This window comes from Streptomyces sp. NBC_01445 (assembly GCF_035918235.1).
Taxonomy (GTDB): Bacteria; Actinomycetota; Actinomycetes; order Streptomycetales; family Streptomycetaceae; genus Streptomyces.
Window position 1 is genome coordinate 9,837,606 of record NZ_CP109485.1, and the last position, 26,169, is coordinate 9,863,774.

Sequence of the window (26,169 nt, forward strand, 5' to 3'; positions counted from 1 at the left end):
CCCGGTCAGCGGTCGAGTTCAGACGGCGAGCGGCTCGTAGCGAAACCAGTCGAAGTGGGCGGTGCCGGTCGCGGCGTACAGGCCGATGACGCGGCCGGTGAACCCGCCGGCCACCTCGGTCGACAGATAGCGGCCGTCGAGGGCCGCGAGTGCGGTGAACGTGCCGTGCGGATCCTCGACGCCGAACGCGAGCATGTCGGGGCCGGTGCGCGCGTCGCTCGGGGTGTCCGTGGGGGTCACGTCGACGCCGAGCACGAGCGCCCCGCCGGCCGTCGCCCGGGACGTGGAGGCCACCACGGTGCGCAGCGTTCCGACGCGGGCGATCACCCGTACTTCGGCGGCGTCGGCCTCGATCTCGTAGTGGTGCCGCTCGTCGAGCCGGACCACAAGGCCGCCGGTGCCGTCCGCCGGGTCGAGGTGGGCGCGGACGCGGCAGGAGAGGTGCTGCTGCCGGTGGCCGACGAAGGTGACGTCGGCGGCGTCGGGGCCGCCCCCGAGGGCGTGGAGCGTCAGCCGGCCCGGCCGTTCCTTCGTGGTGCAGTGCCGCGGGGAGCGGTGACGGAGCGAGATCCAGGAGGGGTGCAGATCGGCGTCGTCGAAGTCGTCCGTGAAGGGTTCGGCGGAGGCGGGCGCGGGCCCGGCCGTGGCCGGCGGGCCGACGACCGGCCAGCCGTCCTCCCAGGTGACCGGCGCGAGGAAGGTCTCGCGGCCGAGCACGTGCCAGCCGGGGGTGCCGCCGCGCGGCCGCACTCCGAGGAACACCATCCACCACGTGCCGTCGGGCGCTTGCACCAGATCGGCGTGGCCGGTGTTCTGGACGGGTTCGTCGGTGCCGCGGTGGGTCAGGACCGGATTGGCCGGGCAAGGTTCGAAGGGGCCGGTGGGCGCGGGGCCGCGGGCCACGGAGACGGCATGCCCGCGCTCGGTGCCGCCCTCGGAGATCAGCAGGTACCAGTGGTCGCCCACGTGGTACAGGTGCGGCGCCTCCGGGGCCTTGGCGCCCGGCGTGCCGGACCACAGCGGGCGCGGCTCGCCGAACGTCTCGCCGGTGTACGGGTCGATTCGCACCTGGGAGATCCCGGCGACCGTGACCCAGCACGCGCCGTCCTCGTCCCAGGCGAGATCCGGGTCGATGCCGGGGACGCCGGGCAGCGGGACCGGGTCCGACCAGGGGCCCGCCGGGTCGGTGGCGGAGACGAGCAGGTTGCCGCCGCCCTCGCTCACATTGGTGGTGATCAGCCAGAAGCGCCCGCCGTGGTGGCGCAGCGTCGGCGCGTAGATCCCGGCGGAGGAGGGTGTGTCCCAGGGCAGCCGCAGCTGGCCGGGCCGGTCGAGGACGTTGCCGATCTGCCGCCAGTGCACCAGGTCGCGACTGTGGAAGAGCGGCACCCCGGGGACGTACTCGAAGCTCGAGCACGCGAGGTAGTAGTCGTCGCCGACGCGGCAGACGCTGGGGTCCGGGTGGAACCCGGGGATGGCCGGGCGTGGGTCTGCCATGCTGTCTCTCTCCGTGGTGTCGAAGCGCTTCGATCCGCGGGGAGAATATGTACGGGGGTGATGGCGCGCAAGGGGTTGGACAGGACGACAAAGGGCCCTGAAGTCCCTTCATGCTTACGGGACTTCAGGGCCACGGCATCATCGACGCGCTTCAACTGGCAGTCGTCGGGCTTCCGTTCAGGCGGAGTGGACCGCGGCGTCCTCCGTGCTGAGACGGGGGGAGCCCTTGGAGCGCAACTGCGCTGCCACCGGATCCGCGGGACGCCGCGTGTGTCAGTCCGTCACCGACTGGCACGCCGCCGCGACCTCCACCAGGAGGTCCTCCTTGCAAGGCACGCACGGCGCAAGCCTGGTCTGCCTGCGACGACTGCGAGCCTCATTGTGGAACCGGCTGTCAGTACGCGCCGTTCACGTTGTCGATCGAGCCGTACTTGGCGGCCGCGTAGTTGCAGGCTGCGGTGATGTTGGCGACCGGGTCGTAGCTGTTCATCGACGTGCCGGGCACGTGGTACGCGGTGAACGTGGGGTCGATGACCTGCAGGAGCCCCTTGGACGGGGTTCCTGCGACAGCGTTGGAGTCCCAGTTGTTGATGGCCAGCGGGTTGCCGGAGGACTCGCGCATGATGTTGCGGTGGATGCCCTCGTAGGTGCCGGGAATGTTGTGCTTGGCCATTATGTCGAGCGACTCCTTGATCCAGCCGTCGAGGTCGTTGGTGTAGGTCTTCTTCGCCGGGGCAGCGGCGAGCGTGGTCCGCTGCTCGGAGCGGTCGGCCCGCTCGGCGGACGCCCTGGTGGCTGCCGGCTTCTCTGCGGGCTTGGCCGGGCTCTTCTTGCCGAGCGTGAGCTTGACACCGGGGTGGATCAGCCCCGGGTTGTCACCGAGGGTGGCTCGGTTGTCCGCGTACAGCTTTTTCCAGCCGCCGCTCAGAGAGTGCTCTCGGGCGATCTTGGCGAGGGAGTCGCCCGCGGCGACGACGTACGTCGTGGGGGCCGCGGCGCTCTTTGCGGCCGGGGCGGCCTGCGGCGCTGCGCCGGCGCTGGTCGCGCCGAGCACCGGGAGAGCGAGCACAGCGGCGCCCGTGCCTGCGGCGGCGATTCCCCGGGTGAGCGAGATGGACTTGGGGCGGCGGTGCTTTCCCTTTGAGGGCATGACGAGTTCCTCTCCGTCGCCTACGAGGTGAGCTGTCGGGTTCGGACGGGAGATGTCCGGTCGCACTGCGAATGCGACTTCACCCCGAGCCGTTCCGGAAACCGGGTCGGCGGCTTACCTGGGTCCCCCGCTCCTGCCGTGCGTAACCGAGTGGGTGGGAGGGATTCCGGACGGCGGCAGGATTCGGCGTTCCATCCGGATTGACGGTGACATTAGGCGAGAAAGCGCGGAGAGAACAAGACCAGAATTCCCATAGCGAAATGTGAGAGCCCTGACTTGGGCGACCAGAACCCGCAGCTCTCTTTGATCGAAAAGCCCAACCTTCTTTGATTAGAAGGGAAGTGGGCTCAGCAGAGCTCGGGGCCCGCGTCCGTCCGTGTGACACGGTTCACTGAATGGGATGTGGGTTGCAATCCCAGTCGATGGCGTATCGGAGGGGGATATTTCGTAGGAATATCTCGCTATATAGGCAGATCGCTCCGTACGCCTCTAATCGTCCGAAAAGGGATTTTGTAGAGCAAGACGGACATAGTGCTATGTCGCATTCAGTATCAAAAGGGGCGTATCGCCATCAATGCTGGCCCGGTCGCGCGGCCCGACGGACGTCCCGCTGTGCGGTTCGTGAGCGGTGTCGATCGGGGTGGTGCCTGAATGTGGCCTTGGGTGGTTCGGCTGGGGGATCGGCGGAGGTGAGGCCGGCGGGTTCCGTCATCGGAGTGCACTTCCCGTCGGCCTGTTGAGCTCGCGGGATACCCGGGGCGGGATAGGTGAGGGCTCCGATGCTGAGCCCGGAGATATTGCCGGCTCAGGATGTGCGCGAGCTCAGAAGACGGTCTGCATGTGATGGGGATTCAGTTGCCGATCGTCGCTGGTATGCCAGTGAAGGTCTCGGCTCGGACCGGGAGGAGGCTGCTGAAACCCTATGCAGACTACGGGTTTCCGGGCAGTTATCTATCTGCGTGGGAGGCCTGGTCGATCCCGGGCCTCAGTGGTCGACACGGCGAGGAACGGGAATTCCGCACGCACCTGCGCCGGGTCGGATTCGAACCGAAGGTCCGCCGCGAAGAAGCTCAGGAATAGGGGCAGTTGCTCGGGCATGGAACGTGACGGCAACGTCGGAGTTGCGGCGCCGGTGCAGATGCGGACAGAGGAGGAACTCGGCTGGGCGCGCGGCTAAAGGCCGTTCCGACATGATCCGCGAGTTCGTGAGCGTCCGGTCGTCTGTCGCCGGTGCGGGTGCCCTGTTCGGCGAGGCCGAGGTCGTGCAGCTGAGCATGGCGCGGTGCACGCTTTTGCCTTTGATTCGCCAGTCACGCGGGACACTTCAGACCATCATCCGAGCGAAGGGGTGCTGGACGCGAGTGCGAACGCCCTCGTGGGATCGGCGCGTTCCTGTTTCCAGGCAGGAAACGCCGCGTTGGGGTGAGCCGTGGGACGGGCCGCTTCCTCGGGTCCGGTTGTGCGGTGGGTCGATCGGACGCGGGCGGCTGGTGCCGGGGTGTGCGGGCGTTAGCGGCGTGCAGGGCATCTGACCGACGCCGGGGCGAGATGGTCCGTTTCCCTGCGGGTGCCGCTACCGGTGTTCCGGGTTTTCGTAGTCGTGGCGGCAGCCGGCGTCCCAGGCGGTGCGCTGGTTGCCGTAGGCGGGGATGCCACCGAGATCTTTCAATGCCCGGGCCAGGTGCAGCAGGTTCCAGGTCATGAACGTGGTGTTGCGGTTGGTGAAGTCGTTTTCGGGGCCGCCGGAGCCCGGGTCGAGGTAGGAGGGGCCGGGGCCGGCCTCGCCGATCCATCCCGCGTCGGCCTGGGGAGGGATGGTGTAACCCAGGTGCTGCAGGCTGTAGAGGACGTTCATCGCGCAGTGTTTGACGCCGTCCTCATTGCCGGTGATCAGGCAGCCGCCGACGCGGCCGTAATAGGCGTACTGTCCTGCGTCGTTGAGAAGGCTGGAACAGGCGTAGAGGCGTTCGATCACCCGCTTCATCACGGAGCTGTTGTCGCCCAGCCAGATCGGGCCGGCCAGCACGAGGATGTCGGCGGCCATGACCTGACGGTAGAGGTCCGGCCAGGCGTCGGTCTTCCAGCCGTGCTCCGTCATGTCGGGCCACACGCCCGTGGCGATGTCGTGGTCGACGGCCCGGACGGCGTCGACGTGGACTCCCTGGGCTTCCATGATCGCGGTGCTGCGGCCGATCAGGCCCTGGGTGTTGCTCGTCTCCGGCGAGCGTTTGAGGGTGCAGTTGACGACCAGCGCCCGCAGGTCGTCGTACTGGGCCGGAGGCACGTCGGTGGCGGGTGACGAAGTGGTCATACGATCCTCCCAGAGCCCTGTCGCCACCTGGTGCGCGGTGACTTGTCCACTTTGCCCAGCGTGGGGCCCGGCCGACGGCAGCCGCCACAGCAGTGGCCTCCGAATGGCCCTGGTGGTCTGCACGTGCGGTCGGCTCGATTTGGTGCTGTGCGGCCTGCTGGTACAGGACACGGGGACCGACGGCGAGGTCGTCAACCATGCTCGGATGACTGGCACGCTCGCCCCGCTCTCAAGATTCCGGAGAGCGCCTCCGGCAAGCTCTGGGAAGGGGAGGGGCTTCTCCGCCCCTGAGCTTCCTGTGTAGATCAACCTCGACTCCCGGCTGATCGACGTGCGGGGCCCGACTGCCTGGCGGTGGACTGCCTGCGGTCTCAATGATTGATTCTGCTTGGAGTCGCACGTTTACGAGCATGTATTGACACTCCTCGGGCGGGGCGCCATAGTCTTCCGCAGGCAATTGGGCTGCAGAGTTTTGGCATTGTCAGGTGCATGCCGATTCCTGGTCGGTGATGGCCCTCCCCTCGCTCCACGTCGATTGGAGAGAACTCGGCACCAGGGCACCGGTGCCCGGCATGCGCGTAGAACCGGGAGAGGGGGTGAGCGTCCGCCCAGGAGTTGGGGCGACAGAGCCACCTCAGCCGTATCGCGGTCACCGCGGCGCAGTCGTTACCGCCCGCAGCACTCATGCGAGAAGGCGGTGCCCAGAAGTTCACGTCCCTGCTCACCTTCAACACCCCCTTGAGGAGCATCAGATGAAACGAGCGTTGACACGCATTGCGGTAGCGGCCCTCGCCGCACTCGTCCCGTTCATCGCGGCACCTGGCGCACAGGCGCAGACCTTCGGCGGGAACGAACTACTGTCGTGGACGGTAAGCGGGGCTCCCAGTGAGGGACTGACATCCCTCAACTTCCCGATCACCGTGAACACCGGCACCGCCCATGTATCCGGGACCTACTTCGCGATGCAGTACGGGTTCACCGGACAGAGCGACATCGGGTACACAGGACTGCAGCCGCGGCCGGATGCGAACGGGCACCAGCGCCTGCGTGGAGTGTTCTCTTCCTTCATCAGCGGCACGACAAGCACGCACGCCAACTGTTCGGACGGGGCTGACGGCGGCGCCGGCGTCAGCTGCGGAGTGGACTTCGACGCCGTGTACGGCCACACCTTCCGCGTCGAGATCGCCCAGGTCGGCACGGACACCTGGTCGGGCACAGTCGTCGACACCAACAACGGTCAGCGGATCCCTGTCGGCACCTACAAGTTGCCCGCCGGCTCCGGCAACCTGAAGGCCTCCCAGGCGGGTTTCATCGAGTATTACAACGTTCCGAGCTGCGACCAACAGCCGCGGTACGACGTCACGTTCGGCGGACCGTCCTCCGGGTCCCTGTCCGGCACAACGAAGTGGGTCAAGGAATACGGAGAGTGCGCCGGCTACGGCAGCACCCAGGTGACCACGGTCGGCGCAGGTGTGCACGTGACCCGCGGTAGCGCGGGTTAGCACGCCAGGGGCAGGGCTTTGGTGTCGGCCCTTGGGGCGATGTCGCGGCTGCTGGATCGACCTCGGGCTGATGGCTTGCCAGGGGCGGCCTCCCTGGGGCCGCCCCTCGTTCACGCGCCTGCCGCCGACGCAACCTGTAACGTCGACATGCATGACAGCAGAGTCACCGGCGCGGACTGTGCAACGCCTGTTCCCGCTGCTCGCCGAGGGGAAGAGTGCGGAGGCGGCGGCGCTGTTCGCCGACTCGGTGTCGTTCTCCATCCCGCACCCGCCGGGCATTCCCTGGGTACCGGACGTCGACTCGGCGGAGGGCATGCGGAGGTTCTTCGAGCTGCTGCAGACCCATGTGCAGGCCAAGGAGTTCGACCTCCGCCAGGTCATCGCCGAGGGCGACGATGTAGTGCTCATCGGACGCATGGTCTCCGAGGTCAAGAAGACGGGCCGGGACATCGACACCGCGTTCGCCCTGCACACCACAGTCCGGGACGGACGGATCACCCGCTACCACCTCTACGAGGACAGCTACGCCGTTGCCAGGGCCTACTTCGACGACTGATCGCCGGGCGGGCTCGCTCAGCTTCTGACCTCTGGCCTCGAACGTCGCATCGCACGCACTCACCGACGCGATGTTCTGCGATAAGCGGCCGGTGACCTCGCGAGTAGATCTGGCGTTGCCGGCCGAACGCCGGCGTGGGCCGCCTACCGACTGCTGCCGGCCTGACGGCCCGGCCTCACTTCAGGAGCCGGGCGAAGAGCCGGCCCCCGTCATCCACCTCGAACCACGGGGTACCAGCGTGCCCGCCCAGATTGGCGTGCAGCGTCTTCTCCTTGGTACCGAAGGCATCGAACAAGTCCAGGGCCGACCGCCGGTCGTCCCCTTCGTCATCCCACTGCAGCAGGAACTGCACCGGACTGGTGACCCGCCGGGCCTCCTCGCGCTGGGCGCGGTGCACGTGACCCCCGGCGAAGGAACCGGCGGCCGAGATGCGCGGCTCGACCACCGCCAGCCGAATGCCGACGGCGGCCATCCCCGAGTACCCGACCCGGCCGCCGGTCTCCGGCAGCGAAAGGAGGGCGCCCAGGGTGGTCCGCCATTCGGGGCCCGGCGACGAGGTCTACGGCGGTAATCCGAAGCTGCGCACCACCGTGGAGGAACGCGGTACCGGCTACGTCCGCGCGGTGGCCCGCACCCACGAAGGCACCACCCAGGCAGGGAAGTTCCGCGCAGACGCCCTTGCCGACAAGCTTCCCAAGCGGGCCTGGCAGAACCTGTCCGCCGGGGCTGGTGCAAAGGACCAGCGCTTCTACGACGGGGCCCACACCGACCTGCACCGCCGGCCCGATTCCGACGGGCCGGCGATCCAGCGTGCTCGGGATGGTGGTATCACCACTCGTCGTGGTCGCAGATCACCCGGAAACTGCCTACGACCGCGTCCTCGACGAAGACGCCTCCCTGGCCGCTCCCATGGCCGGTCCGGGGCGCGACACCATAAGTAGAGCCGTAGGGGCCGACCGTGGCCACCGGCGCACCGTTGTCGCAGTTGAACCCGCGGTAGACCTCAACGGTCGCGTCGCTGTCGTTGTCGATGCTGAAACTGCTTGAGCCCAGCCCACTGGCAGCGGGGATGCAGCCCTCCGTGCGGGCGGAGTACGTCCGTTCGTTGAAGTGGATTCTTCCCTCCTTCTTGCCGCCGTAGCCACGGTCACGGCCCTCGTGGCCACGGCCCTCGTCCCCCCTGCCGTCAGCGCTGTCGGTACCGACGGGAGCCGCCGCGGGGGCAGCCTTCTTGACGGGCGGGGCTGCCTTCTTGACGGGCGGGGCGGCCCGCTTGGCCGGCGGCGCGGCTTGTTGGGCCGCCGGGGTAGCGGCCTGGGTCGATTCGGATTGCGCGGCATAGGTGATGCCGGCGGCGGCAAGGACCGCTGCGCCTACCATGGCGGCGGATACGGCGAAGATTCGCGTGGGCATGTCAATCCTCCCTGTCTCGGAGACGCCAGCTGAACAGCCGACATGCAATGAACGTAGTAATCGGCTTATCAGCTGTCATTTCAGGGCAACTCAAGGTGTGACATCAGGCTGCTGATTGAGTGGAATCCTGCATTTAGTGCATATCTCGGGGTTTTCTGACATGGCGCCAGAATCCGGGTTCAGACGAGGCTGCAGTGCGGCCGGGGGTGACAGCGGTGCGGCCCGGCTGCCGCACATCTGACGGCAGCAGGCCACGCGGGGACCGGGATGCCGGCCGGCTGCAAAGCCAGGTTCGCCAGACGTACGCAGGTCAGGATGCTCAGCGCGTCGACCCGGCAGCACGCTTCCGCTACTCAGGCTGAGTTGTCGGCAGAGACCGGCCGCACTCGGATCGCGGCAGGTCCGGGCGTCTGATCAACGCGCATCGGCTTGCAGCCTGCCGCTGGTCGCAGAGCCGTCGGTCACGTGCGGGGCCGGCTGGTGATGCCGTCCAAGACGGTGGTCAGGTTGTGGTTGAAGGTTTCCTCGGCATTGAGGTGGGCCCCGTCGATGACGAGCCGGGCGATGGTGGGGTACCTGCCGGTATTCAACATGCGTGTGAGGTAGGGGCCGAGGCTGGCCTGAAAGGCGGCTTCATCGGTGCCGGTGGAACGGGCGGTGCGTCGCTCGGTGACCTCTCTGCGGACCGCTCCGATGATGAAGGCGTTGAGGGCGCCCAAAGTCCGCTGGAGATCGTCGATGCCGCGCACACCGGGGGCCTGGCTCAGCGCCGCCGCGGTCGCTTCGCCCACGGCGAGCGCGTGAGGTCCCAAGTGCGGCCTTCCGCCGAGCAGGTCGGAGAACCACTCGTGATCAAGGGCGGCATCGCGGGTCGCGTGGGCGATGGCCAGTACCGTGGCGCGCCACGCAGAGTGCTGGCCGACCTCGGCGATCCGGGCATAGACGACGTCGACCATCAGATCGAGCAGTTCGGATCTGTTGATCACGTAGTCGTAGAGCCGCATCGGACCGACGCCGAGTTCTTTGGCGATCTTGCGCACCGACAGGCCGTCGAGGCCGTGCGTGTCGGCAAGTCGGATCGCCGTAGCGGCGATCTTCTCGCGGCTCAACGGCACTGGCGCCGCACGCGGCTGAGGTTCGGGCCGTTCCCAAACGGGCAGCGTTTCGTTACCGTACGGTGTATCCATACGGACAGTGTACGGTAACGGAGTAGGTATGCGAATTGCGATCGCCGGTGGCGGACTTGGCGGGCTGACGCTGGCACGGATCCTGCATCAGCACGGCATCGATGCGGTGGTGTACGAGCGCGAGGCGAGCCGATCCGCGCGGCCGCAGGGCGGCGCGCTCGACCTACACCCGGAGTCCGGGCAACTGGCCCTGGCTGAGGCGGGTCTCGCCGGCCGGTTCCGGTCGGAGGCGCGGCCCGAGGGGGAGGAACATCGCATCGTCGACCCGACCGGACGGACCCTGGTACACCACGAGCCTCAACCTGGCTCATTCTCCGGACGTCCCGAGATTGACCGGAGCGCACTGCGTGATCTTCTGCTCGATTCCCTGCCCGGCGACACGGTTGTCTGGCGGCACCGGCTTGTCGCGGCCACCCCGCGACCTGGCGGGGGCTGGGAACTGACGTTCCATGGCGGCCACCGAACCGGCTGCGACATCCTCATCGGCGCGGACGGCGCGCGCTCGATCGTCCGGTCGCTGCTGGCCGACGTCCAATTGTCCAGTGTGGCCACGCTCGTAGAGCTGAACATCGAAGACGTGAACCGGCGCCATCCGGATCTCGCCGAGCTGGTCGGCCCCGGGAACCTGTGGTGCGTCGGCGTGAATCAGATCCTGGCAGCGCAACGCCTCGGCGACGGCAGCCTACGTGTCGGGATCTCGCTGCGGCCAGGCGATCGCCCCATCGACACCTACCGTAGTAAGCGCGCCCTGCTGGACGTGTTCGGTGGCTGGGACCCACGCCTCACCGCACTCATCGAGGCCGGCGACAGCGCGCCGACGCCGCGCCCGATCGAAGCGATGCCCATCGGTACGCGCTGGTCCAGCCGACCCGGCGTCACCCTCATCGGCGACGCCGCGCACCTCATGCCGCCGGTCGGCGAGGGCGCCAACCAGGCCATGCTCGACGCCGCCGAGCTCGCCGGCCGACTCGCCGCCAACCCCGCCGACCCGGACTCGGCGATCCGGACGTACGAGGAGGTGATGTTCACCAGGATTCACCCGATCGCCGAAATGTCCGCACGAGTCCAGGCGATGATGCTGTCCCCAACAGCAGCGGAAGACATCGTCCGCTTCTTCACGGCCCGGCCCGCCGAACCGGCATCCGCAGACTGAGAACGCCTGTGCAGTCGATCGAGGCCGAAATGCGTGAACCCTGCCCTCTATAGACACCCGCATCTGTTCAGCGGATTCTTGCGAGGAGCCCCTGGCGTTTACGCCCGGGAGGAATCGCCTCCACGGGGTGCGACGCGGAGCGTCGCCGTGACGTGCCGCAGGCCATCACGGCCGCGGAGCGGCCCGGAGCGTTCCGGCGGAGCCGGGCCACGGCGGTGTGCGCGGGCAGGGCCGGAGCGGGTGTCGCTCGTTCGGGTGAGGCGGGGCGAACGTGTGGTGGGTCTTCGTTCAGGTGTATAGGTTCGCTGATCGTGAAGCTGGTAGTGCGGGTGAAGCTGCTGCCGACGCCCGTACAGGCGGCGGCACTTGAGGCGACCCTGCACGCCTGCAATCAAGCGGCGACCTGGGCGGCCGGGGTCGCATTCGAGGAAAACGCGCGACGTCCACTGGAGCTCCGCAAGCACACCTATGCCGAGATCCGGGCCAGGTGGGGCCTAGGCGCGCAGGCCGCCCAGCACGCGATCAAGAAATCCTGCGATGCCTACACCACCTTGAAGGCGAACCTGCGTAACGGCCGCTACGGGCGGCCCGGTTCCAGGCGTCATGCCCGGGCCTCGGGCAAGCCGGTGGTTTTCCGGTCCGAGGCGGCGCAGCCTTACGACGACCGGATGCTGTCCTGGCAGCACCAGGCACGCACGGTATCGATCTGGTCCATGGCGGGCCGCCTGAAGGGCGTGCGGTTCACCGGGCAGGTCGGGCAGGTGGAGGTCCTGGCTGCGCACCGCAAGGGTGAGTCCGACCTGGTGTGCCAGGGCGGGAAGTGGTTCTTGATCGCGACCTGCGAGATTGCTGAAGCTGCCCCGAACGCCCACCCGGTCGGGTTCCTCGGGGTGGATCTGGGGATCGTGAACGTCGCGGTCACCTCCGACGGCGAGCGCCACTGCGGGCGTCGGATCAACCGCAAGCGGGAACAGGATCGCAAGCTGCGGTCCAAGCTGCAGAAGAAGCAGACCAAGTCCGCCAAGCGGCGGGCGAAGAAGTACGCGGGCAGGGAAGCCCGGCGCGCCAAGGACATCAACCACAAGATTTCGAAGCGGATCGTGGCGGAGGCTGAACGCACCGGTCGCGGGATCGCCCTGGAGGTACTCACGGGCATTCGCGAGCGGGCACGGCGGAGAAAGCCCCAACGCACCACGCTCCCCTCCTGGCCCTTCGCCCAGCTCGGCTCGTTCATCGCCTACAAAGCGAAGAGGGCCGGGGTGCCGGTCGTCTCTGTCGATCCGGCCTACACCAGCCAGGAATGCTCCCAGTGTCATCACACCGCACGCGGCAACCGGCCCTCCCAGGCCGTCTTCTCGTGCCGGGTCTGCGGCTTCGTTGAGCACGCGGACCACAATGCGTCCCACAACATCCGCCAACGCGGGTGGATGGTGTGGGTCTGCGGGGCTCAGTCAACGGCCCCTGAACTCACCCTCATCGCGTGAGTCCTGGACGCAGCCGACCCCATCACAGCCAGTGATGACTCGAGCAGCAAGCCCGGTCGTTTCACGACCGGGTAGTTGACATCGCCGCGTCGTGGAGCGGGGCCGTCAGTCCGTTTGTTCCCTTGCGGGGGTGAGGAGTTGGAGCCGGTCCGGCGCGTGTTCCTCGCGCTGGGGCCGTGTGTGTCCGGCCTCCCGCATCAGCTGTTCACAGTCGGACACGCGCGTGGGAGCCGGCGTCTCCGGGTGCTCGTACAGGTGGGACAGCAGCGTGCCGGCCATCTCGAGGGCGTCGTCGCCCGGCAACACCGAGCCCACCGAGTCGAACGCCTGCCACAGCCGCTGCCCGGCGGGGATCTCCGGCGCCATGCGCTCGCGCCGCAGCCAGGCTTCGACCCCGCGGTCCATCGTGGTCAGGGTGCCTTGAAGAGAGCCGGGAAGCGCGGAGCGAGCCAGGGCTTGCGCCCCCCGACCAGGATGCGGCCCTGAGCGAGGGCGCCCCACTGGCCACGGCGCCCGAGCGCCATCAGGAGAAAGGTGACCGGCTCGATGAGGATGGTGCAGTCCGCGCGCCCCGGCAGTTGCTCGCCGACCGACACCGCGCCCCCGGCCACCCGCACGTCGAACCGGCCGCCACCCCACAGGCGGATCGCGTAGCGGACGCTCAGCCCGGCGGTGCCGGACGCGTCGGTCACCCGTGGCATCGCCGTCAGCATGAACGGCAGCGTCAGCCGCACCCGCTCTCGGTCGATCATGTGCGCATGTCCCAGCGCGCGGGCGAGATCGTATCCGTGTCCCAGCATGTGCGTGAGCAGATACGAGCCCAGCACATCCGGTCCCATCGGACCCAGCGGACTGACCACGGTCCCTTCCGTGCCCCGCTCCTCCAGCGCCCTCAGACATGCGGCGGCCTGCTCTACGATCATTCCGGCCAGCGGCTCGGCCTCCCGCTCACCGAACGCGGCGAGCGCCTGCTCGTTGGCTGCGGCAAGACTCTGCGGTGTGCCGTCTCCGTAACTACGCGCATGTCCCGCCGCGATGTCCGCCATCAGCTCGTTGGCCAGCGCCAGATGCGCGGCCGCCTCCCCGACGCTCCACTGCGACCCCGGCACCCGAAGCCCCATGTCGGCGCCCGCGCGCAGCAGTGCGGCTATCTCCTCGGCCGTATCTCGTATCGCCGCACTGAGCCCCTCGGGCACCGCGCTCCGCGTGTCCGGCCCCACCACTGGTTCCATGCCGTCCCGTCCTCATTTGCGTTCCCGCACCCGGTGTTCCGCCCGCAGACTCTCACGGATCACCCGGCGCACCGACAGCCCGGAGCCCTATGCGGCCCTTGCCGAGTTGTGGTGGGACCGGCGTTGTGAACTGGAGGAGAGTCTCTATGGGGACGGTTCGCTGAGCTCTGTGCTGGTACGGGCGTACCGCCTGTTCTTCGAAGGGGACATGGACGACCTTTCTGTTTCTCGAAGGGGACATGGACGACGCGGTGATGGCTCTTGGTTCGGTCTCGGGCGCGCGGCCCGACGTGGCATGGGGCGCTGCACCCTGGTTCAGCGCTGCGCGCCTTCTCGACGGTGAGTGCCTAGGCGCTGGCCGAGGCGTGGCTGCGGACGTTGTACTACGGCCACGACCTGGACACCGACGAGATGCGTAAGCGGTTCGCGGCCCTGGTTCGATGCCATAGAGGTGGCGTCCGAACGCAGTCCCGTCACGGAGTCGCCGGCCTCCATGGCCCGGCTGCCCCGGTACTGCGGCCGCTACGAGCTGTTCTTCACCCTGTGCGCGCCGATGCCGTCGATCGGGTCAGGTGGACCGCAAGTCGTACGGGCGACACCTGGCATGTGATGGGCGACCTGGACCAGGCTGCGGCGGCCTTCGAATGCGCCTTGACCCTGGCGCTCCGCCGACTGGTCCCTCTCCCTGGACCTGGCGGACCGCTCAGGACTGCGACTGGTGAGCGGGAACGGCGCGCTCATCCTGCTCCTCCCGTGGCCCCGCCCCGAGCCGATCGTCCTCTCGCTCCTGACCACTCTGATGGTCACTGACATCGCAGTCAGCGACACAGTCCATGGGCGCACGGGCGACAGGGTGCAGCCGCCGCCCCAGCGGGTCGCCCCCCGGTTACCGTCTGCCCCCACGCACGCTGAGCGACGACGAGGCGCTCGCCGTACTGCTCGGGCCTGGTCGCGGGGCGGTGCGCCGGCTTGATGACGGCCACCGGCACGGCGGGCGAGACGGGGCGGCCAAGATCCGGCGGGTGCTGCCCAAACGGCGCAGCCGCAGGCTCGACATCCGGTATACCGCCTGCGACGGTCGGCGCAGCGAGCGCATGCTGCACCATGTACGGGCTCGTCGCCCATTCCCGCAGGTGGTACGTGACGGGCACGTTCAACCGCGATCGGCGAGGACCGGACGTTCCGGCTGGACCACATCACCGACGCGGGGACCCTGCCCGGCTCGTTCGAACCGCCCGCCGACCTCGACCCGGCGCAACGCGTCCTGTCCGGGCTCGCGACGGCTCTGTACCGCCACGAGGTGGACCTGCGCGTCCAGGGAGCGGCCGAGCACATCCGCTCGCGACTCCCCGCCGGCGTCGTGACCGTGGCAGAGCTGCCCTCCTTGCACGGCGTGGAGGGGGACCCGGGACCCCGAGCCCTGGTTCCGCGTTGAGCTGCAGGTGGAGCGGCTCGAGTGGCTGCCCGCCGTGCGCGCGCCGCTCGACCGGTCGTTCGTCATCGAGCGGCCGGAAGAACTGCGGGGACTCGCCGAGGTGCTCGCCGCCCGGCTGGCCGCTTCGGTGCGGCGGAGACCGCCTCGCGTGTGGATCGGGCCCCCACGCCCGAGGCAGGCTGTCTTAGACCGGGTCCGTCCCCGCCGCGCGTCCTGCGGTTTCATGCCCTGGGAGGTGCGGCCTGTGGCCGCTCAGGATCGCCAGTGCTAGAAAGGTCACATGGCGAATCGTTTCGCCGACTTGAGAAGTCTGTTCAGGTCCCTGGTCAGCAGAAGCCCGCGAAGCGTAGCCGGGCAGGTGTTCGTACTCCAGGTGGCGCTGGTTGTGCTGCTCGTAGTCGCTGGCGTCTTCGCCCTGGTCCTCCAGTCGGACCGGGACACCAACGCCGAGGCCAAGCGCCGCTCCGTCGCCGTGGCGCAGACGTTCGCGCACTCTCCCGGCGTCGTGGCCGCACTGGAGAGCCCCGACCCGAGCAAGATCCTCCAGCCGCTCACGGAGGCGGCGCGCAAGGCTGCGGGCGTCGACTTCATCGTCGTCCTGGACACCAAGGGCATCCGCTACACCCACCCCCTGCCGAACCTGATCGGAAAGCAGTTCGTGGGCACCATCGGGCCGTCGCTCGAGGGGAAGGTGTACACGGAGAGTGTGATGGGCCCACTCGGCCGGGAGGTCCAGGCCACCGTCCCCATCGACAACGCCGACGGCAAGGTCGTGGGGCTCGTCTCAGCGGGGCTGAAGGTCAAGAACGTGGCCAGTCAGGTGGCCCGGCAACTGCCGATCATCCTGGGCGCCGGTGCCGGGGCACTCGTGGTGGCCACCGCGGGCACGGCACTGGTGGGCCGACGGCTGCGACGGCAGACCCACAGCCTGGCCCCGGACGAGATGACCCGCATGTACGACCACCACGACACGGTGTTGCACTCCGTGCGCGAAGGGGTGCTGATAGTCGGCGGTGGCGGGCAGCTGCTGCTGGCGAACGACGAGGCCAAACGGCTGCTGGAGCTGCCCCCTGATGTCGAGGGGCAGCTCGTGTCGGAGCTGTCGAGCCTCGACCCCGCAGTGGCGGAGCTGCTCGTCTCCGGGCGCGAGGTCACCGACGAGGTGCACTTCGCCGGAGACCGGCTGCTGGCGGTCAACCAGCGGCACACGGACAGCGGCGGCGGCCCCATGGGGACCGTGGTCACGCTGCGCGACTCCACCGAGTTGCAGGCGGTGACCGGCAGGGCGGAGATCGCGCGGGAGCGGCTCAAGCTGCTGTACGACGCGGGACTGGGCATCGGCACCACCCTGGACGTCCTGCGCACCGCCGACGAGCTGGCGCAGGTCGCCGTCCCCCGTTTCGCCGACTTCGTCACCGTGGACCTGGCCGACGCCGTACTTCACGGCGAGGAGCCGGCCCGCACCGCGACGGACATGCGTCGTACGGCCGTGTACGGAATCCGGGACGACCACCCGCTCTACGAGACGGGCAGGCTGATCGACTTCCTGCCGTCCACCCCCCAGGCCCGCGGCTACGGGAGCGGCCACGCCGAGCTGGTGGACGACCTGTCGACCGCCACGGGCTGGCACGCGCAGGACCCGGAGCGCACCAAGAGGATCATGGACTACGGCATTCACACCCTCATCGCCGCCCCGATCAAGGCCCGCGGTGTCGTGCTGGGCATGGCCAACTTCTGGCGCTCCCAGCAGCACGGGCCCTTCGACGAGGAGGATCTGTCGCTTGCCGAGGAACTGGTGGCCCGAGCAGCGGTCAGCATCGACAACGCGCGCCGCTACACCCGCGAGCACGCCCTCGCGGTGACCCTCCAGCGCAGCCTGCTGCCGCGAGCCCTGCCCGAACAGAGCGCCCTCGACGTCAGCTACCGCTACCTCCCCGCTCAGTCGGGCGTGGGCGGCGACTGGTTCGACGTGATTCCGCTGTCGGGCAGCCGGGTCGCGCTGGCCGTCGGTGACGTGGTCGGCCACGGCCTGCACGCCGCCGCCACCATGGGCCGGCTGCGGACCGCGGTGCACAACTTCTCCTCGCTCGATCTGCCGCCCGACGAGTTGCTGAGCCACGTGGACGACCTCGTCGGCCGTATAGACCAGGACGAGTCGGATACACAGAGCGCCACGGGCATCGTGGGTGCCACCTGTCTGTACGCGATCTACGATCCGGTGACGCGCCGCTGTGTCGTGGCTCGAGCCGGGCACCTGGCGCCGGCGCTGGTTCTCCCCGACGGCACCGTCACCTTCCTGGATCTGCCGACCGGCCCGCCCCTCGGTCTGGGCGGGCTGCCGTTCCAGACCGCCGAGCTGGACCTTCCGGACGGCGCCCAGCTCGTCCTGTACACCGATGGCCTCATCGAGGACCGCAGGCGCGATCTGGATGTGGGCATGGAGCTGCTGCGCCAAGCGCTGTCGGGCCACCCCGACAGGTCGCCCGAGGAGAGCTGCCAGGCCGTGCTCGACGAGCTGCTGCCCGGGCGTCCCAAGGACGACGTCGCCCTGCTGATCGCCCGCACGCAGGGGCTGCCGCGCGACCGGATCGCCGACTGGGACGTGCCGCTCGACCCGGCCGCCGTCGCGGGGATGCGCGACGCGGTGGCCCGCAAGCTCGACGAGTGGGGCCTGTCCGAACTGGCCTTCAGCGTGGAGCTGATCCTGAGCGAGCTGATCACCAACGCCATCCGTTACGGCTCGGAGCCGATCCACGTACGGCTGATCCGCGACCGTACGCTGATCTGCGAGGTCGCCGACGGCAGCAGCACCTCCCCGCACCTGCGGTATGCCGCGACGATGGACGAGGGCGGCCGCGGCCTGTTCCTGGTGTCGCAGATCGCCGAGCGCTGGGGCACCCGGTACACGCCCCAGGGCAAGGTGATCTGGGCCGAACAGGCTCTTCCCGAGGTCTTCGAGGAGTCAGGCCCGGCGGCGGCTCCCACGGGGGAAGAGGCGCCCGACCGGGATGGGGCTCAGGGCGAGGGCGTTCAGGGCGGCGGCTCCTAGTAGCGTGTCGTTGCTTAGTTCTGGGTTGTTTGGTTGGGATGGTGGGGTCCGGCAGATGTTGCTTCCTTTCTGCCGGACGGGAGTTGGGGTGATGGGTTCGCAGAAGAAGAGGCCGGTGGTGCTGACCGCGGCTGATCGTGAAGAACTGGTTCGGGTAACCACGACGGGTATCCATCCAGCCTCGGTGATCAGGAGGGCGCGGGTGCTGCTCGCGCTCGACACCTCTGCAGGCGCGATCGGCTCGCAGGACGCGGTCGCGGCCCGGGCCGGAGTCTCGGGCGAGACACTGCGGCTGGTGGCCAAGCGGTTCGCCGAGACCGGTGGCGATGTGCACGCCACGATTGCCCGGAAGAAGCGCGAGCTGCCGCCGGTGCCCTCGCCGGTGACCGGTGCGGTCGAGGCCCGGCTGATCGCGATGGCATGCTCGCAGCCGCCCCAGGGCTATGCCCGGTGGTCGCTGCGGCTGCTGGAGAAGCACGTCGCGCTGGTCGAGGACATCCCCGATCTGGACCACTCCACCATCGGGCGGGTCTTAAAAAAACGGAACTGCGTCCTCACCTGAAGAAGTGCTGGACCATCCCACCACGAGCGAACGCCCAGTTCGCGGCCCGGATGGAAGACGTGCTGGCCATCTATGCCCGGCCCTACGATCCGGCACGTCCGGTCGTGTGCATGGACGAGAAGCCCTACCAGCTCCTCGACCATGCCCGCGCCCCGCTCCCGGCCCGCCCTGGTCACGACACCTGCCAGGACAGCGAGTACATCCGCTGCGGAACGTCCTCGATCTTCGTGTGGACCGAACCCCTGCGCGGGTGGCGTCGCGTTCAGGCACTGACCCAGCGGACCCGGATCGACTGGGCCGGCCAGGTCAAGGAGTTACTGAGCGTGGATTACCCCGACGCTGAGGCCGTGGTGCTGGTGATGGACAACCTCAACACCCACGGCATCGCCTCACTGTACGAGGCATTCGAACCAGAAGAGGCCTTCGCCCTGGCCCAACGCCTCGAGATCCATCACACGCCCAAACACGGGTCATGGCTCAACATCGCCGAGATAGAACTCTCCGCGCTGACCCGGCAATGTCTCGACCGCCGGATCAGCAACCTCGACATCCTCAACACCGAACTCTCGGCCTGGCAGAACGCCACCAACACCAACCAACGGCAAGTGGACTGGCAGTTCACCACCCACGACGCACGCATCAAACTGCGCCACCTTTATCCCAAACATTAGCTACGACGGTCTACTAGTAGGACTCCGTTAGGTCGCTCTGGATCTTGGGTTCGGGCTGATGGTGGATGTTCTGGGCAGGGGGCGGTGGCAGGGCTGTGCAGGTGCCGGTCCAGCAGTTCAGCAGGTCCTGGATGGCGTCGAGGGTCTGGGAGTGGGTGAGTCTGCTGTATCGGCTTTTGGGGCCAGGCGCTGTTCAGTGAGGAACGCGTGGGCGGCGGTGACCAGGGTGACGTGGTGATGCCAGCCGGTCCAGGAACGTCCCTCGAAGTGGTCCGGGCCGAGGCCGTGCTTGAGTTCCCGGTAGTCGTGCTCGATGCGCCAGCGGATCTTGGCCAGGCGGACCAGTTCAGCAAGCGGGGTGTCGGCGGGCAGGCTGGACAGCCAGTAGTCGGTGGGTTCTTGGGCGTCTTCGGGCCACTCGGACAGCAGCGTCACTTCGGGCAGGACACCGTCCCAGTGGCAGTGTTCGGCGGTGGCGGCGGCCTGGGCCAGGCGGCGGGCCCTGACCCCGGCCGGCCGCACCCGCAGTGCCAGAAAGCGCGAGCACATCGGCCCGCGGGAGCCTTCCCGCCAGGTCACCTCGGTGAACGCCTGTCGTCCGTGGCCAAGATGAGCCCCTCGCGGTGGTGGAGGTCGCCGGCACGGAAAGAGGGCAGTGGCAGACGTGTCGGCGCGTCATGAAGGAGCCGGTCCGGCCTGCGGGGAAGATCGGGTCATGGTCGACGCGATGAAAGCAGTTCTCGAGGGCGGTCCTGACGATCTTCCTGAGCGGATCGTCTCCGTCTCCACGCCCGGGCTCGACATCAAAGTTCCCTTGCGCGGGGGCTATGAGCACTTCAAGGTCACGAAACGTCAGGAGGAGACCTCACAGGGCCTGTTGCCCGTGTACGAGTGGTGGGAGCGCACGGAACTGCCTGGGTAGGCGTCCGCTCGCAGCGTGCGGCCCGAGCGCGGCGGGTGCCAACCACCACTCACTCAGGCCGGTTCCGGGCCGGTAGAGCTCGTCAAGCAGCTAAACGATGCCTCGCAGCGCCCGCGCGGGCGCGCTTGGGTAGCGCGTGGAGGGCGAGTTCGAGACCCCCGCGTTCGTCGGTCGTATGGAACGGATTGCACAGCGGGGAGCCGCAGCGCGGCCCCTGTGTGGAGGGGCCGCAGCCGACAACGTCAGTTCTGGTTGATGGCGGGCGGGGCGGTGCTGACGCCCCAGGTCGTGGGCTTGTCGGAAAGGCCCATCTTGATCGTGCCGGCGCGGAGCAGATCCTTGTGGGAGAGCCAGCTCTGGTGCAACGTGCCCTTGCCCGTGTGCACGGAGGACACGTACTGGAGCTTCGACGCATCGGCGCCCGGCGCCTCGATGTTGATCTTGCTTCCGTGCTCGGGCCGGATCTCGACCTTTTCGAACATGGGCGCAGTAACGATGTAGTTGGCGGAGCCGGGCTGCGCCTCAAACACGCCAGCCATGGCGAAGACGAGCAACGACGACGTGGCGCCGAGGTCGTCGTTGCCGGGCATGCCGTACGCGTCGTCGGTGAAGAGCGTCCGCATCGCACGCAGCACCGCGGACGTCTTCCACGGGGCGCCGGTCCACGAGTACATCCACGGAGTATGGAAGTCGGGCTCGTTGTTCGGGTTGAAGGCGAAGTTGTTGTGGTAGTCGTACGCGCCGCTCACCCATGACTCCGAGGCGGCCTTCGCCGGGTCGGTGAGGACGGTCGGCATGTCGAAGAACTTGTCCAGCCGCTGCTCCGCAGCCGCCTGGCCGCCCATGAGACCGAAGAGGGTCTGCGGGTCCTGCTGGGCGAGCCACTGGTACTGCCATGCCGTGCCCTCGTGGAACGCACCGGCCTGGGTGGGGTCGGGATCACCGGCGACGGTGCCGTCCTCGTTCTTGGCGACGGGGAACCCTGAGAAACCCTGCGACGTGACGCTCGGGTCCCACAGCTTGGCGAAGTTGTCGCAACGCGAGGCGAGCGTCGCGGCCTTGTCCTGGTAGCCCAGGTCGCCGGCCATCGTGGACAGCGCACAGTCGCCGAGTGCGTACTCGAGCGTGGCCGAGCCCGACTGGCGGCTGTCGCCGTACAGGTAGCCGGGCAGGTTCTGGTACCCGACCCAGCCGTTCTTGACATACGACGGATTGCCGTCACGGCCACGGAAGACCGACTGGTCGGTGGGGACCTCGTTGGCGTTCTTCCACAGGGCGTCGAAGAGCTGGTGCGAGGTGTGCTTGTCGAGCAGCCCACGCTGGTAGATGTCGACGATCCACGGGGTGATGGGATCGCCGCTCATCACGTTGGTCTCGCCGCCGCCGAGCCCCCAGCGCGGCAGCCAGCCGCCGTCCTGGTAGATGTGCAGCACGGACTTGGCCATGTCCGCGGCCCTGTCCGGGTTGAGCAGGGCCACCAGCTGGTTCTGCGAGCGGTAGGTGTCCCAGAGCGAGAACATTTGGTAGTACGTGGAATCCGCTCGGTGCACCTTGTCGTCAAAGCCGCGGTAGCGGTTGTCGACGTCGGAACCGATCGACGGGTGCAGCAGCGAGTGGTAGAGCGCGCTGTAGTACGTACGCTGGTCGGCAGTGCTGCCGCCGGCCACGCGCATCCGGTTCAGCTCGTCGCGCCAGGCGTCGTGCGCGCCGGCGCGGGCCTTGTCGAACGACTTGGGCTGCTCGGCCCCGCGGTTGAGGCGCGCGCCGTCGATCGAGGTGTAGGACAGGCCCACCGACGTACCGACCTGGTCGCCCTTGGCCGGGTCGAACGTCAGCCAGGCACCGGCGCGCTTGGTGCCGCGCGATGCTTCGCGCTGGTTCGGCGTGAGGGTGCCGTCGGTCCAGGTGCCGTACTTCGAGAACGTCCGGTCGAACTTGGCGCTGAAGTAGACCCGGTAGCGCTCCTTGCCGGTCTCGCCGCAGAAGTTGCCGCCCTGGACCCAGCCTTCCACGGTGTCGTTGCCGACCACCTTGACGTCGCCGGCGTAGGTGCTGCCATTGCTCTCACCGGCCTCGATGAGAACGTTCTCGGAGCCTGATCCGCCGGGGTAGGTGTAGCGGTGCTGGCCGGTCCGCTGCGTGGCGGAGAGCTCGGCCTTGATGCCGTTGTCGAACTTCACGCCGTAGTAGCCGGGCGCGCGGGTCTCGTTGTCATGACTGAACTTCGCACCGTACTGCGCCGGGTCGGACGAGGTGACCGCGCCGGTGGTCGGCATGAACCGGATGTTGCCCATCGTCTGGCAGCCGACGCCCGAGAGGTGTGTGTGGCTGAAGCCGAGGATGGTGTCCTGCGCGTAGTCGTACGAGGCGTACTTGTTCAGCTGCGTGTCAGGGCTCAGCTGCACCATGCCGAACGGCGCGGCCGCGCCCGGGAAGGTGGTCCCGTCACCGTTGTTGCCGATCGATGTGTCGACCAGCGTGGTGGGGTCATCAGCGAACTTCGGTCCCTGCTCCTTGGCGTTCGCGACGCCGGCGGTGGCGGAGGCCGTGGCCATAGTGGTGACGATCAACAAGGTGGTGAACACGCGTCTCAGCGCTCTCATCGCGATCCTCTCGTACGACAACGTTGTCAAATCAGTACCTGCCGATCTTTGCCCTTCCGGTGTCGTTCCGTCAATCCATCGTTTTCCGCGGCTGGTTGGGTGTGGGGGTGGGCCCTTGCCTGTGTGGCTTCGTCAGGGCGCGCTGGATCGGGGGGAGTGTTGCAGACCCTCACGGCCCCCTCTGGGCGCCGCCCGACGTGTGGCAGGCGGCGCCGGGCGACGGCCTCGCCGAGACGCCGCCTGACCTGGATCTCCGGAGGGGCGGGGCGGGTGGTCGTTCAGATGGCGTCCAGCGCCAGCCCCTTCGTCTTGGGGCCGAGGAGCCCCACGTTGAGGCACAGCAGCACCATGAGTGCGGCGGAGCCGGCGAACACCGCGGTCGCGCCGAGGTCGTCGAGGACACTCAGTGCGATGAACGGCAGGATCACGGAGACCAGCCGCGACAGTGAGTAGGCGATACCGATGGCGCTGCTGCGCAGGTTCGTGGGGAAGATCTCGGCCTGGTAGACGTGGAACGCGTTGGAGAAGACGTTGCTGCAGAGCGTCAGCAGGAGGCCGCTTCCCACGATCAGCCAGGCCGCGTCGGCGAACCCGAACAGGACGCCGAAGAAGGCCTGTCCGAGGGCGGCGACGATGATGAGGGTGCGGCGCTCGAACCGCTCGATGAGCGGAATCGACAGAGCGGAACCCAGCGGGTAGCCGCAGAAGCTGAGCGCCGCGTACCCGAGCGAGGCGGTCGTGGAGTGGCCCTTGGCGGCGAGGACGACGGGGGCCAGAGAGCCGAAACCGTAGTAGCCGACGGTCTGCAGGACCTGGAAGATCCACCACATGATGGTGCGGCGGCGGTAGGGCGGCTGGAACATCCGGCGCAGTGGAACCCGCACGGTGGGAACCGCATCGGTCTCGGTCTCGGCTTGGGCCTGTCGTGGCGTGGGGCGCTTACCGGCGGTCCCCGGTTCGTTGACTGTCTCGATGTGCGCGACGACGGCCTCGGCCTCCGCGCGCCGCCCCTTGGCCTCCAGCCATCGCGGAGACTCGGGGAGAGTGCGCCGCATCCATTGGATGCAGAAGGCGCCGAACGCGCCCGCCACCAGCAGCCAGCGCCAGCCGGAGACCCCGGCGATCTCGTGCTCGGCCACCAGGCGTGCGCCGAGGAGCGCCGCCAGCGGCACACCGAGGAACCCGACGGTGTAGGCCCAGGCGATGTAGCGTCCGCGCACGGCCGTCGGCAGCAGCTCGGAAAGGTACGTGTCGACGAGCACGAGTTCGGCGCCGAGCCCGAGCCCGGCGAGGAACCGGGCCGCGATGAGCCAGTTCACGTCGGGCGCGGCGGCGCACAGCAGGGAGAACGCGGAGTACGTGGCGAGGTTGACCAGGAACATCCGGCGTCGGCCGAAACGGTCGGCGAGGAGTGACATGACGTTGGCGCCGACGAACATCCCCAGGAATCCGGCGGCGATGATCCACGACTTCTGGGTCTGGCTCAGATGCCAGGGCTCGGCGAGCGCGGCGGCGAGTACACCGCCGAGGAACACCTCGTAGAGGTCGAAGAAGGCACCGATGCCGACGACCGCCGTGAGCCGTCGGTGCCAGGGGCCGGGCCGCAGGACCTCGAGGCGGCGGGACACCGGTGAGGGAGAGCCGGCGGTGGAGGGGGTGGTTTGCGTCATGCGCCTGTCAGCTCCTTTCAAATGTCTGCAAGGTACATGCATATGATGCGACGTGACCATGGTCGTGACGTGGTCGGACACCGGACTCGCGGCCGTCGCGACGGGCTGTCCGGCCGGGCGTTCGGCCTGTGCTCGTGCTCCGTGGTGTGGCGGTCGTTCGGGGAGGGAGCCCATCCACGAGGTGGGTTCGGGAGGGCGATGTGAAGCAAGGGCGAATGCAGCGCGGGCGAAGGGCCTTGTGGACGCGGGAGTTGTCGCCGTGTTGGTGCTGCCGCGCAGCTGCTCGGCGAGCGACCCGGACCGGATCAAGGCGTGGCAGCGGGACCTGGCAGGACACGAGGGCCGCAGGCGGTGCGACGGGTGACCGCCGGCTGGCTGTGCCGGCCTGCCACGGGGTGAACTCGTCGACTTCGACAGCCCGTTCGCGCTGTGGCAGTCGGCCGACGGGCCGGCCGGCCAGTCGGATCGTCATGTACCGCGTAGGCATTCACCATTGACGGGTATGCACGACACCAGCGCGAACTGCGTCGAGAGTCAGAGAACAAGCAGAAGTTTCCGATCTCGACCGGATGACCGGCCGCGTGGACGACAACCCGAAGGATCTGCGCGTCGTTCTCGACTCTCCGCTGCCGGAGCGGAAGCATGAAGTAGCAAAGGCTGACCCCGAGTATCCGCGCCGGCGGCCTCTCGCGATACCTCCGGAACGGTCCGTCGTCGTGGGGCCTACGGTCATTGCAGCTCCGGCAGGGCAGTCCTTCTCCGAACCAAGCCGTCACGCCGGTTGATGACTTGTGTAGCCTGCCTCGGTGGAAATGGGACTGCACACAGATGACTGGTTGGCGGATACGCGGACGTCTTATGACACTGTCGCTGCAAGTTACGCAGAACTGACACGTCACCTCTTGGACGAAACACCCCAGGAGCGCGCGGTCTTGGCCCTGTTTGCTGACCTGGTGCGTGCCCAAGGTGGCGGGTTGGTCGCGGACGTGGGGTGCGGGACAGGCAGGGTCACAGGCCATCTGCGGAACCTTGGCCTGGACGCGTTCGGCATCGATCTGTCACCTGGAATGATCGATGTGGCCCGTCGTGATCACCCCGGTGTGCGGTTCGATCTCGGTTCCATGACGGATCTCGCCTTGGCCGACGCCTCCGTGACTGGCCTGGTCGCCTGGTACTCACTGATCCACATTCCTGCCGACGAGATCAGGTCGGTTCTTGCGCATTTCCGTCGAGTGCTTCGGCCCGGTGGGCCGTTGTTGCTCAGTTTCCATGTCGGCGATGAGTCGCGGTTGAAGACTGAGGGCTATGGCGGGCACCCGATGAAGGTCTATGTCCATCGCCGGCAGCATGACCAGACGATTGCGTGGCTTAACGAAGCTGGCTTCGCGGTCGAGACGCACAAGACTCTCACCTCGGCCGAGAGCAAGTCGGGAGGGATCATCCTCGCGCGTCGTCAACCTTGAGTGGCTCCGCCAGTCGCCTGGCGGAGACGGGATCAGGTGGTTCGTGCGGCGATCTCGCCGAAGGTGGGCAGGCCCAGGTGGATCACTGAGGGTTTGAGGGCGGCATCGAGCTGGGTTTGGTCAGAGGCATGTTGGGGTCGCGGGCGAGCCGGTAGGACGCGGTGTGGCGTAGATCGTGGAGCGTCCAGTTTGCCCCGAGGAGATCGCTGACCCGGTTGAACATCGCGCGCGCCGCGTCGTAGTTCAGCGGTCGCCTGGAAGATTGCGCACACGGGACTCGGGGTGAGCTTCGGCGCCTTCTGGATGCGG

Annotated in this window: 18 protein-coding genes, 4 pseudogenes and 1 riboswitch; of the genes and pseudogenes, 11 read left to right on the forward strand and 11 right to left on the reverse strand. The window is 68.1% G+C overall.

The annotated features are described in order from the left end of the window. Positions 1–18 precede the first annotated feature (18 nt). The 3 genes from OG574_RS45020 to OG574_RS45030 all read right to left on the reverse strand — a co-directional run bounded on the left by OG574_RS45020 (position 19) and on the right by OG574_RS45030 (position 4,958). On the reverse strand, positions 19–1,497 hold the full coding sequence (locus OG574_RS45020) for a glycoside hydrolase family 43 protein (protein ID WP_326777981.1): 1,479 nt from the start codon (positions 1,495–1,497) through the stop codon (positions 19–21). Between the two features lie 394 nt (positions 1,498–1,891). Next, on the reverse strand, positions 1,892–2,647 hold the full coding sequence (locus OG574_RS45025) for a transglycosylase SLT domain-containing protein (protein ID WP_326777982.1): 756 nt from the start codon (positions 2,645–2,647) through the stop codon (positions 1,892–1,894). A gap of 2 nt (positions 2,648–2,649) precedes the next feature. After that, positions 2,650–2,814, reverse strand: a riboswitch (cyclic di-AMP (ydaO/yuaA leader). Positions 2,815–4,220: 1,406 nt separating this feature from the next. Then, positions 4,221–4,958 (reverse strand): flavodoxin family protein, encoded by a 738-nt coding sequence (locus OG574_RS45030; RefSeq protein ID WP_326777983.1) that lies wholly within the window; start codon positions 4,956–4,958, stop codon positions 4,221–4,223. A gap of 752 nt (positions 4,959–5,710) precedes the next feature. Between OG574_RS45030 and OG574_RS45035 the strand changes: the two genes are divergently transcribed. Continuing rightward, entirely contained in the window at positions 5,711–6,460 is a 750-nt protein-coding gene (locus OG574_RS45035; RefSeq protein WP_326777984.1) for a hypothetical protein, read from the forward strand. A gap of 151 nt (positions 6,461–6,611) precedes the next feature. Then, complete coding sequence (locus OG574_RS45040; RefSeq protein WP_326777985.1) at positions 6,612–7,016, forward strand: nuclear transport factor 2 family protein; 405 nt, start codon at positions 6,612–6,614, stop codon at positions 7,014–7,016. Positions 7,017–7,191: 175 nt separating this feature from the next. Here OG574_RS45040 and OG574_RS45045 read toward each other — a convergent pair. Beyond that, positions 7,192–7,560, reverse strand: a pseudogene (locus OG574_RS45045) (alpha/beta hydrolase); the annotation flags it as partial. A gap of 4 nt (positions 7,561–7,564) precedes the next feature. On the opposite strand from OG574_RS45045, the pseudogene OG574_RS45050 reads away from it, so the two are divergent. Then, positions 7,565–7,843 (forward strand): annotated as a pseudogene (locus tag OG574_RS45050) (IS701 family transposase); the annotation flags it as partial. Position 7,844: 1 nt separating this feature from the next. Here the strand turns inward: OG574_RS45050 and OG574_RS45055 are convergent. Further along, complete coding sequence (locus OG574_RS45055) at positions 7,845–8,429, reverse strand: hypothetical protein (protein WP_326777986.1); 585 nt, start codon at positions 8,427–8,429, stop codon at positions 7,845–7,847. Positions 8,430–8,890: 461 nt separating this feature from the next. Then, positions 8,891–9,616 carry a TetR/AcrR family transcriptional regulator gene (locus OG574_RS45060; protein WP_326777987.1) on the reverse strand — a complete coding sequence of 242 codons (726 nt, stop codon included), beginning with the start codon at positions 9,614–9,616 and terminating at the stop codon, positions 8,891–8,893. Positions 9,617–9,644: 28 nt separating this feature from the next. Here OG574_RS45060 and OG574_RS45065 point away from each other — a divergent pair, with 28 nt between their 5' ends. Both OG574_RS45065 and OG574_RS45070 read left to right on the forward strand, forming a co-directional pair. After that, entirely contained in the window at positions 9,645–10,769 is a 1,125-nt protein-coding gene (locus OG574_RS45065) for an FAD-dependent oxidoreductase (RefSeq protein WP_326777988.1), read from the forward strand. Positions 10,770–11,080: 311 nt separating this feature from the next. Next, a complete protein-coding gene (locus OG574_RS45070) occupies positions 11,081–12,253 on the forward strand; it encodes an RNA-guided endonuclease InsQ/TnpB family protein (protein ID WP_326777989.1) in 1,173 nt (390 codons plus the stop codon). A gap of 105 nt (positions 12,254–12,358) precedes the next feature. Here the strand turns inward: OG574_RS45070 and OG574_RS45075 are convergent, their stop codons facing one another. Then, positions 12,359–12,658: a hypothetical protein gene (locus OG574_RS45075; RefSeq protein WP_326777990.1), complete on the reverse strand. Its 300-nt coding sequence runs from the start codon at positions 12,656–12,658 to the stop codon at positions 12,359–12,361. A 5-nt stretch (positions 12,659–12,663) separates the two neighbouring features. Next, positions 12,664–13,485, reverse strand: coding sequence for a maleylpyruvate isomerase family mycothiol-dependent enzyme (locus OG574_RS45080; RefSeq protein WP_326777991.1), 822 nt, complete (start codon positions 13,483–13,485; stop codon positions 12,664–12,666). Between the two features lie 881 nt (positions 13,486–14,366). Here OG574_RS45080 and OG574_RS45085 point away from each other — a divergent pair. From OG574_RS45085 to OG574_RS45100, 4 genes and pseudogenes are all read left to right on the forward strand, one after another. Continuing rightward, positions 14,367–15,056 (forward strand): annotated as a pseudogene (locus OG574_RS45085) (helix-turn-helix transcriptional regulator); the annotation flags it as partial. Between the two features lie 144 nt (positions 15,057–15,200). Continuing rightward, on the forward strand, positions 15,201–17,969 hold the full coding sequence (locus tag OG574_RS45090) for a SpoIIE family protein phosphatase (RefSeq protein ID WP_326777992.1): 2,769 nt from the start codon (positions 15,201–15,203) through the stop codon (positions 17,967–17,969). 91 nt (positions 17,970–18,060) lie between these two features. Beyond that, positions 18,061–18,531 carry a helix-turn-helix domain-containing protein gene (locus OG574_RS45095; protein WP_326777993.1) on the forward strand — a complete coding sequence of 157 codons (471 nt, stop codon included), beginning with the start codon at positions 18,061–18,063 and terminating at the stop codon, positions 18,529–18,531. Continuing rightward, positions 18,420–19,202 (forward strand): IS630 family transposase, encoded by a 783-nt coding sequence (locus OG574_RS45100; protein ID WP_326777994.1) that lies wholly within the window; start codon positions 18,420–18,422, stop codon positions 19,200–19,202. The genes OG574_RS45095 and OG574_RS45100 overlap by 112 nt, the downstream gene beginning before the upstream one ends. Before the next feature lie 117 nt (positions 19,203–19,319). On the opposite strand, the pseudogene OG574_RS45105 reads toward OG574_RS45100, so the two are convergent. After that, a pseudogene (locus OG574_RS45105) lies at positions 19,320–19,808 on the reverse strand (transposase); the annotation flags it as partial. A 109-nt stretch (positions 19,809–19,917) separates the two neighbouring features. Here OG574_RS45105 and OG574_RS45110 point away from each other — a divergent pair. After that, complete coding sequence (locus OG574_RS45110) at positions 19,918–20,124, forward strand: DUF5988 family protein (protein ID WP_100595309.1); 207 nt, start codon at positions 19,918–19,920, stop codon at positions 20,122–20,124. 242 nt (positions 20,125–20,366) lie between these two features. Here OG574_RS45110 and OG574_RS45115 read toward each other — a convergent pair whose 3' ends face one another. Next, complete coding sequence (locus OG574_RS45115; RefSeq protein WP_326777995.1) at positions 20,367–22,727, reverse strand: GH92 family glycosyl hydrolase; 2,361 nt, start codon at positions 22,725–22,727, stop codon at positions 20,367–20,369. Positions 22,728–23,005: 278 nt separating this feature from the next. After that, positions 23,006–24,397, reverse strand: a complete 1,392-nt coding sequence (locus tag OG574_RS45120) for an MFS transporter (protein WP_326777996.1) — start codon at positions 24,395–24,397, stop codon at positions 23,006–23,008. 818 nt (positions 24,398–25,215) lie between these two features. Between OG574_RS45120 and OG574_RS45125 the strand changes: the two genes are divergently transcribed. Beyond that, entirely contained in the window at positions 25,216–25,860 is a 645-nt protein-coding gene (locus OG574_RS45125) for a class I SAM-dependent DNA methyltransferase (RefSeq protein WP_326778819.1), read from the forward strand. Positions 25,861–26,169: the final 309 nt, after the last annotated feature.

Bases quoted from the DNA above. Each gene is read 5' to 3' on its own strand.
- OG574_RS45065 (WP_326777988.1), top strand. From the start codon at position 9,645: ATGCGAATTGCGATCGCCGGTGGCGGACTTGGCGGGCTGACGCTGGCA.
- OG574_RS45095 (WP_326777993.1), top strand. From the start codon at position 18,061: ATGGGTTCGCAGAAGAAGAGGCCGGTGGTGCTGACCGCGGCTGATCGT.
- OG574_RS45055 (WP_326777986.1), bottom strand. From the start codon at position 8,429: ATGCCCACGCGAATCTTCGCCGTATCCGCCGCCATGGTAGGCGCAGCG.
- OG574_RS45115 (WP_326777995.1), bottom strand. From the start codon at position 22,727: ATGAGAGCGCTGAGACGCGTGTTCACCACCTTGTTGATCGTCACCACT.
- OG574_RS45080 (WP_326777991.1), bottom strand. From the start codon at position 13,485: ATGGAACCAGTGGTGGGGCCGGACACGCGGAGCGCGGTGCCCGAGGGG.
- OG574_RS45110 (WP_100595309.1), top strand. From the start codon at position 19,918: ATGGTCGACGCGATGAAAGCAGTTCTCGAGGGCGGTCCTGACGATCTT.
- OG574_RS45020 (WP_326777981.1), bottom strand. From the start codon at position 1,497: ATGGCAGACCCACGCCCGGCCATCCCCGGGTTCCACCCGGACCCCAGC.
- OG574_RS45040 (WP_326777985.1), top strand. From the start codon at position 6,612: ATGACAGCAGAGTCACCGGCGCGGACTGTGCAACGCCTGTTCCCGCTG.
- OG574_RS45090 (WP_326777992.1), top strand. From the start codon at position 15,201: ATGGCGAATCGTTTCGCCGACTTGAGAAGTCTGTTCAGGTCCCTGGTC.
- OG574_RS45060 (WP_326777987.1), bottom strand. From the start codon at position 9,616: ATGGATACACCGTACGGTAACGAAACGCTGCCCGTTTGGGAACGGCCC.
- OG574_RS45030 (WP_326777983.1), bottom strand. From the start codon at position 4,958: ATGACCACTTCGTCACCCGCCACCGACGTGCCTCCGGCCCAGTACGAC.
- OG574_RS45035 (WP_326777984.1), top strand. From the start codon at position 5,711: ATGAAACGAGCGTTGACACGCATTGCGGTAGCGGCCCTCGCCGCACTC.
- OG574_RS45025 (WP_326777982.1), bottom strand. From the start codon at position 2,647: ATGCCCTCAAAGGGAAAGCACCGCCGCCCCAAGTCCATCTCGCTCACC.
- OG574_RS45075 (WP_326777990.1), bottom strand. From the start codon at position 12,658: ATGGACCGCGGGGTCGAAGCCTGGCTGCGGCGCGAGCGCATGGCGCCG.
- OG574_RS45120 (WP_326777996.1), bottom strand. From the start codon at position 24,397: ATGACGCAAACCACCCCCTCCACCGCCGGCTCTCCCTCACCGGTGTCC.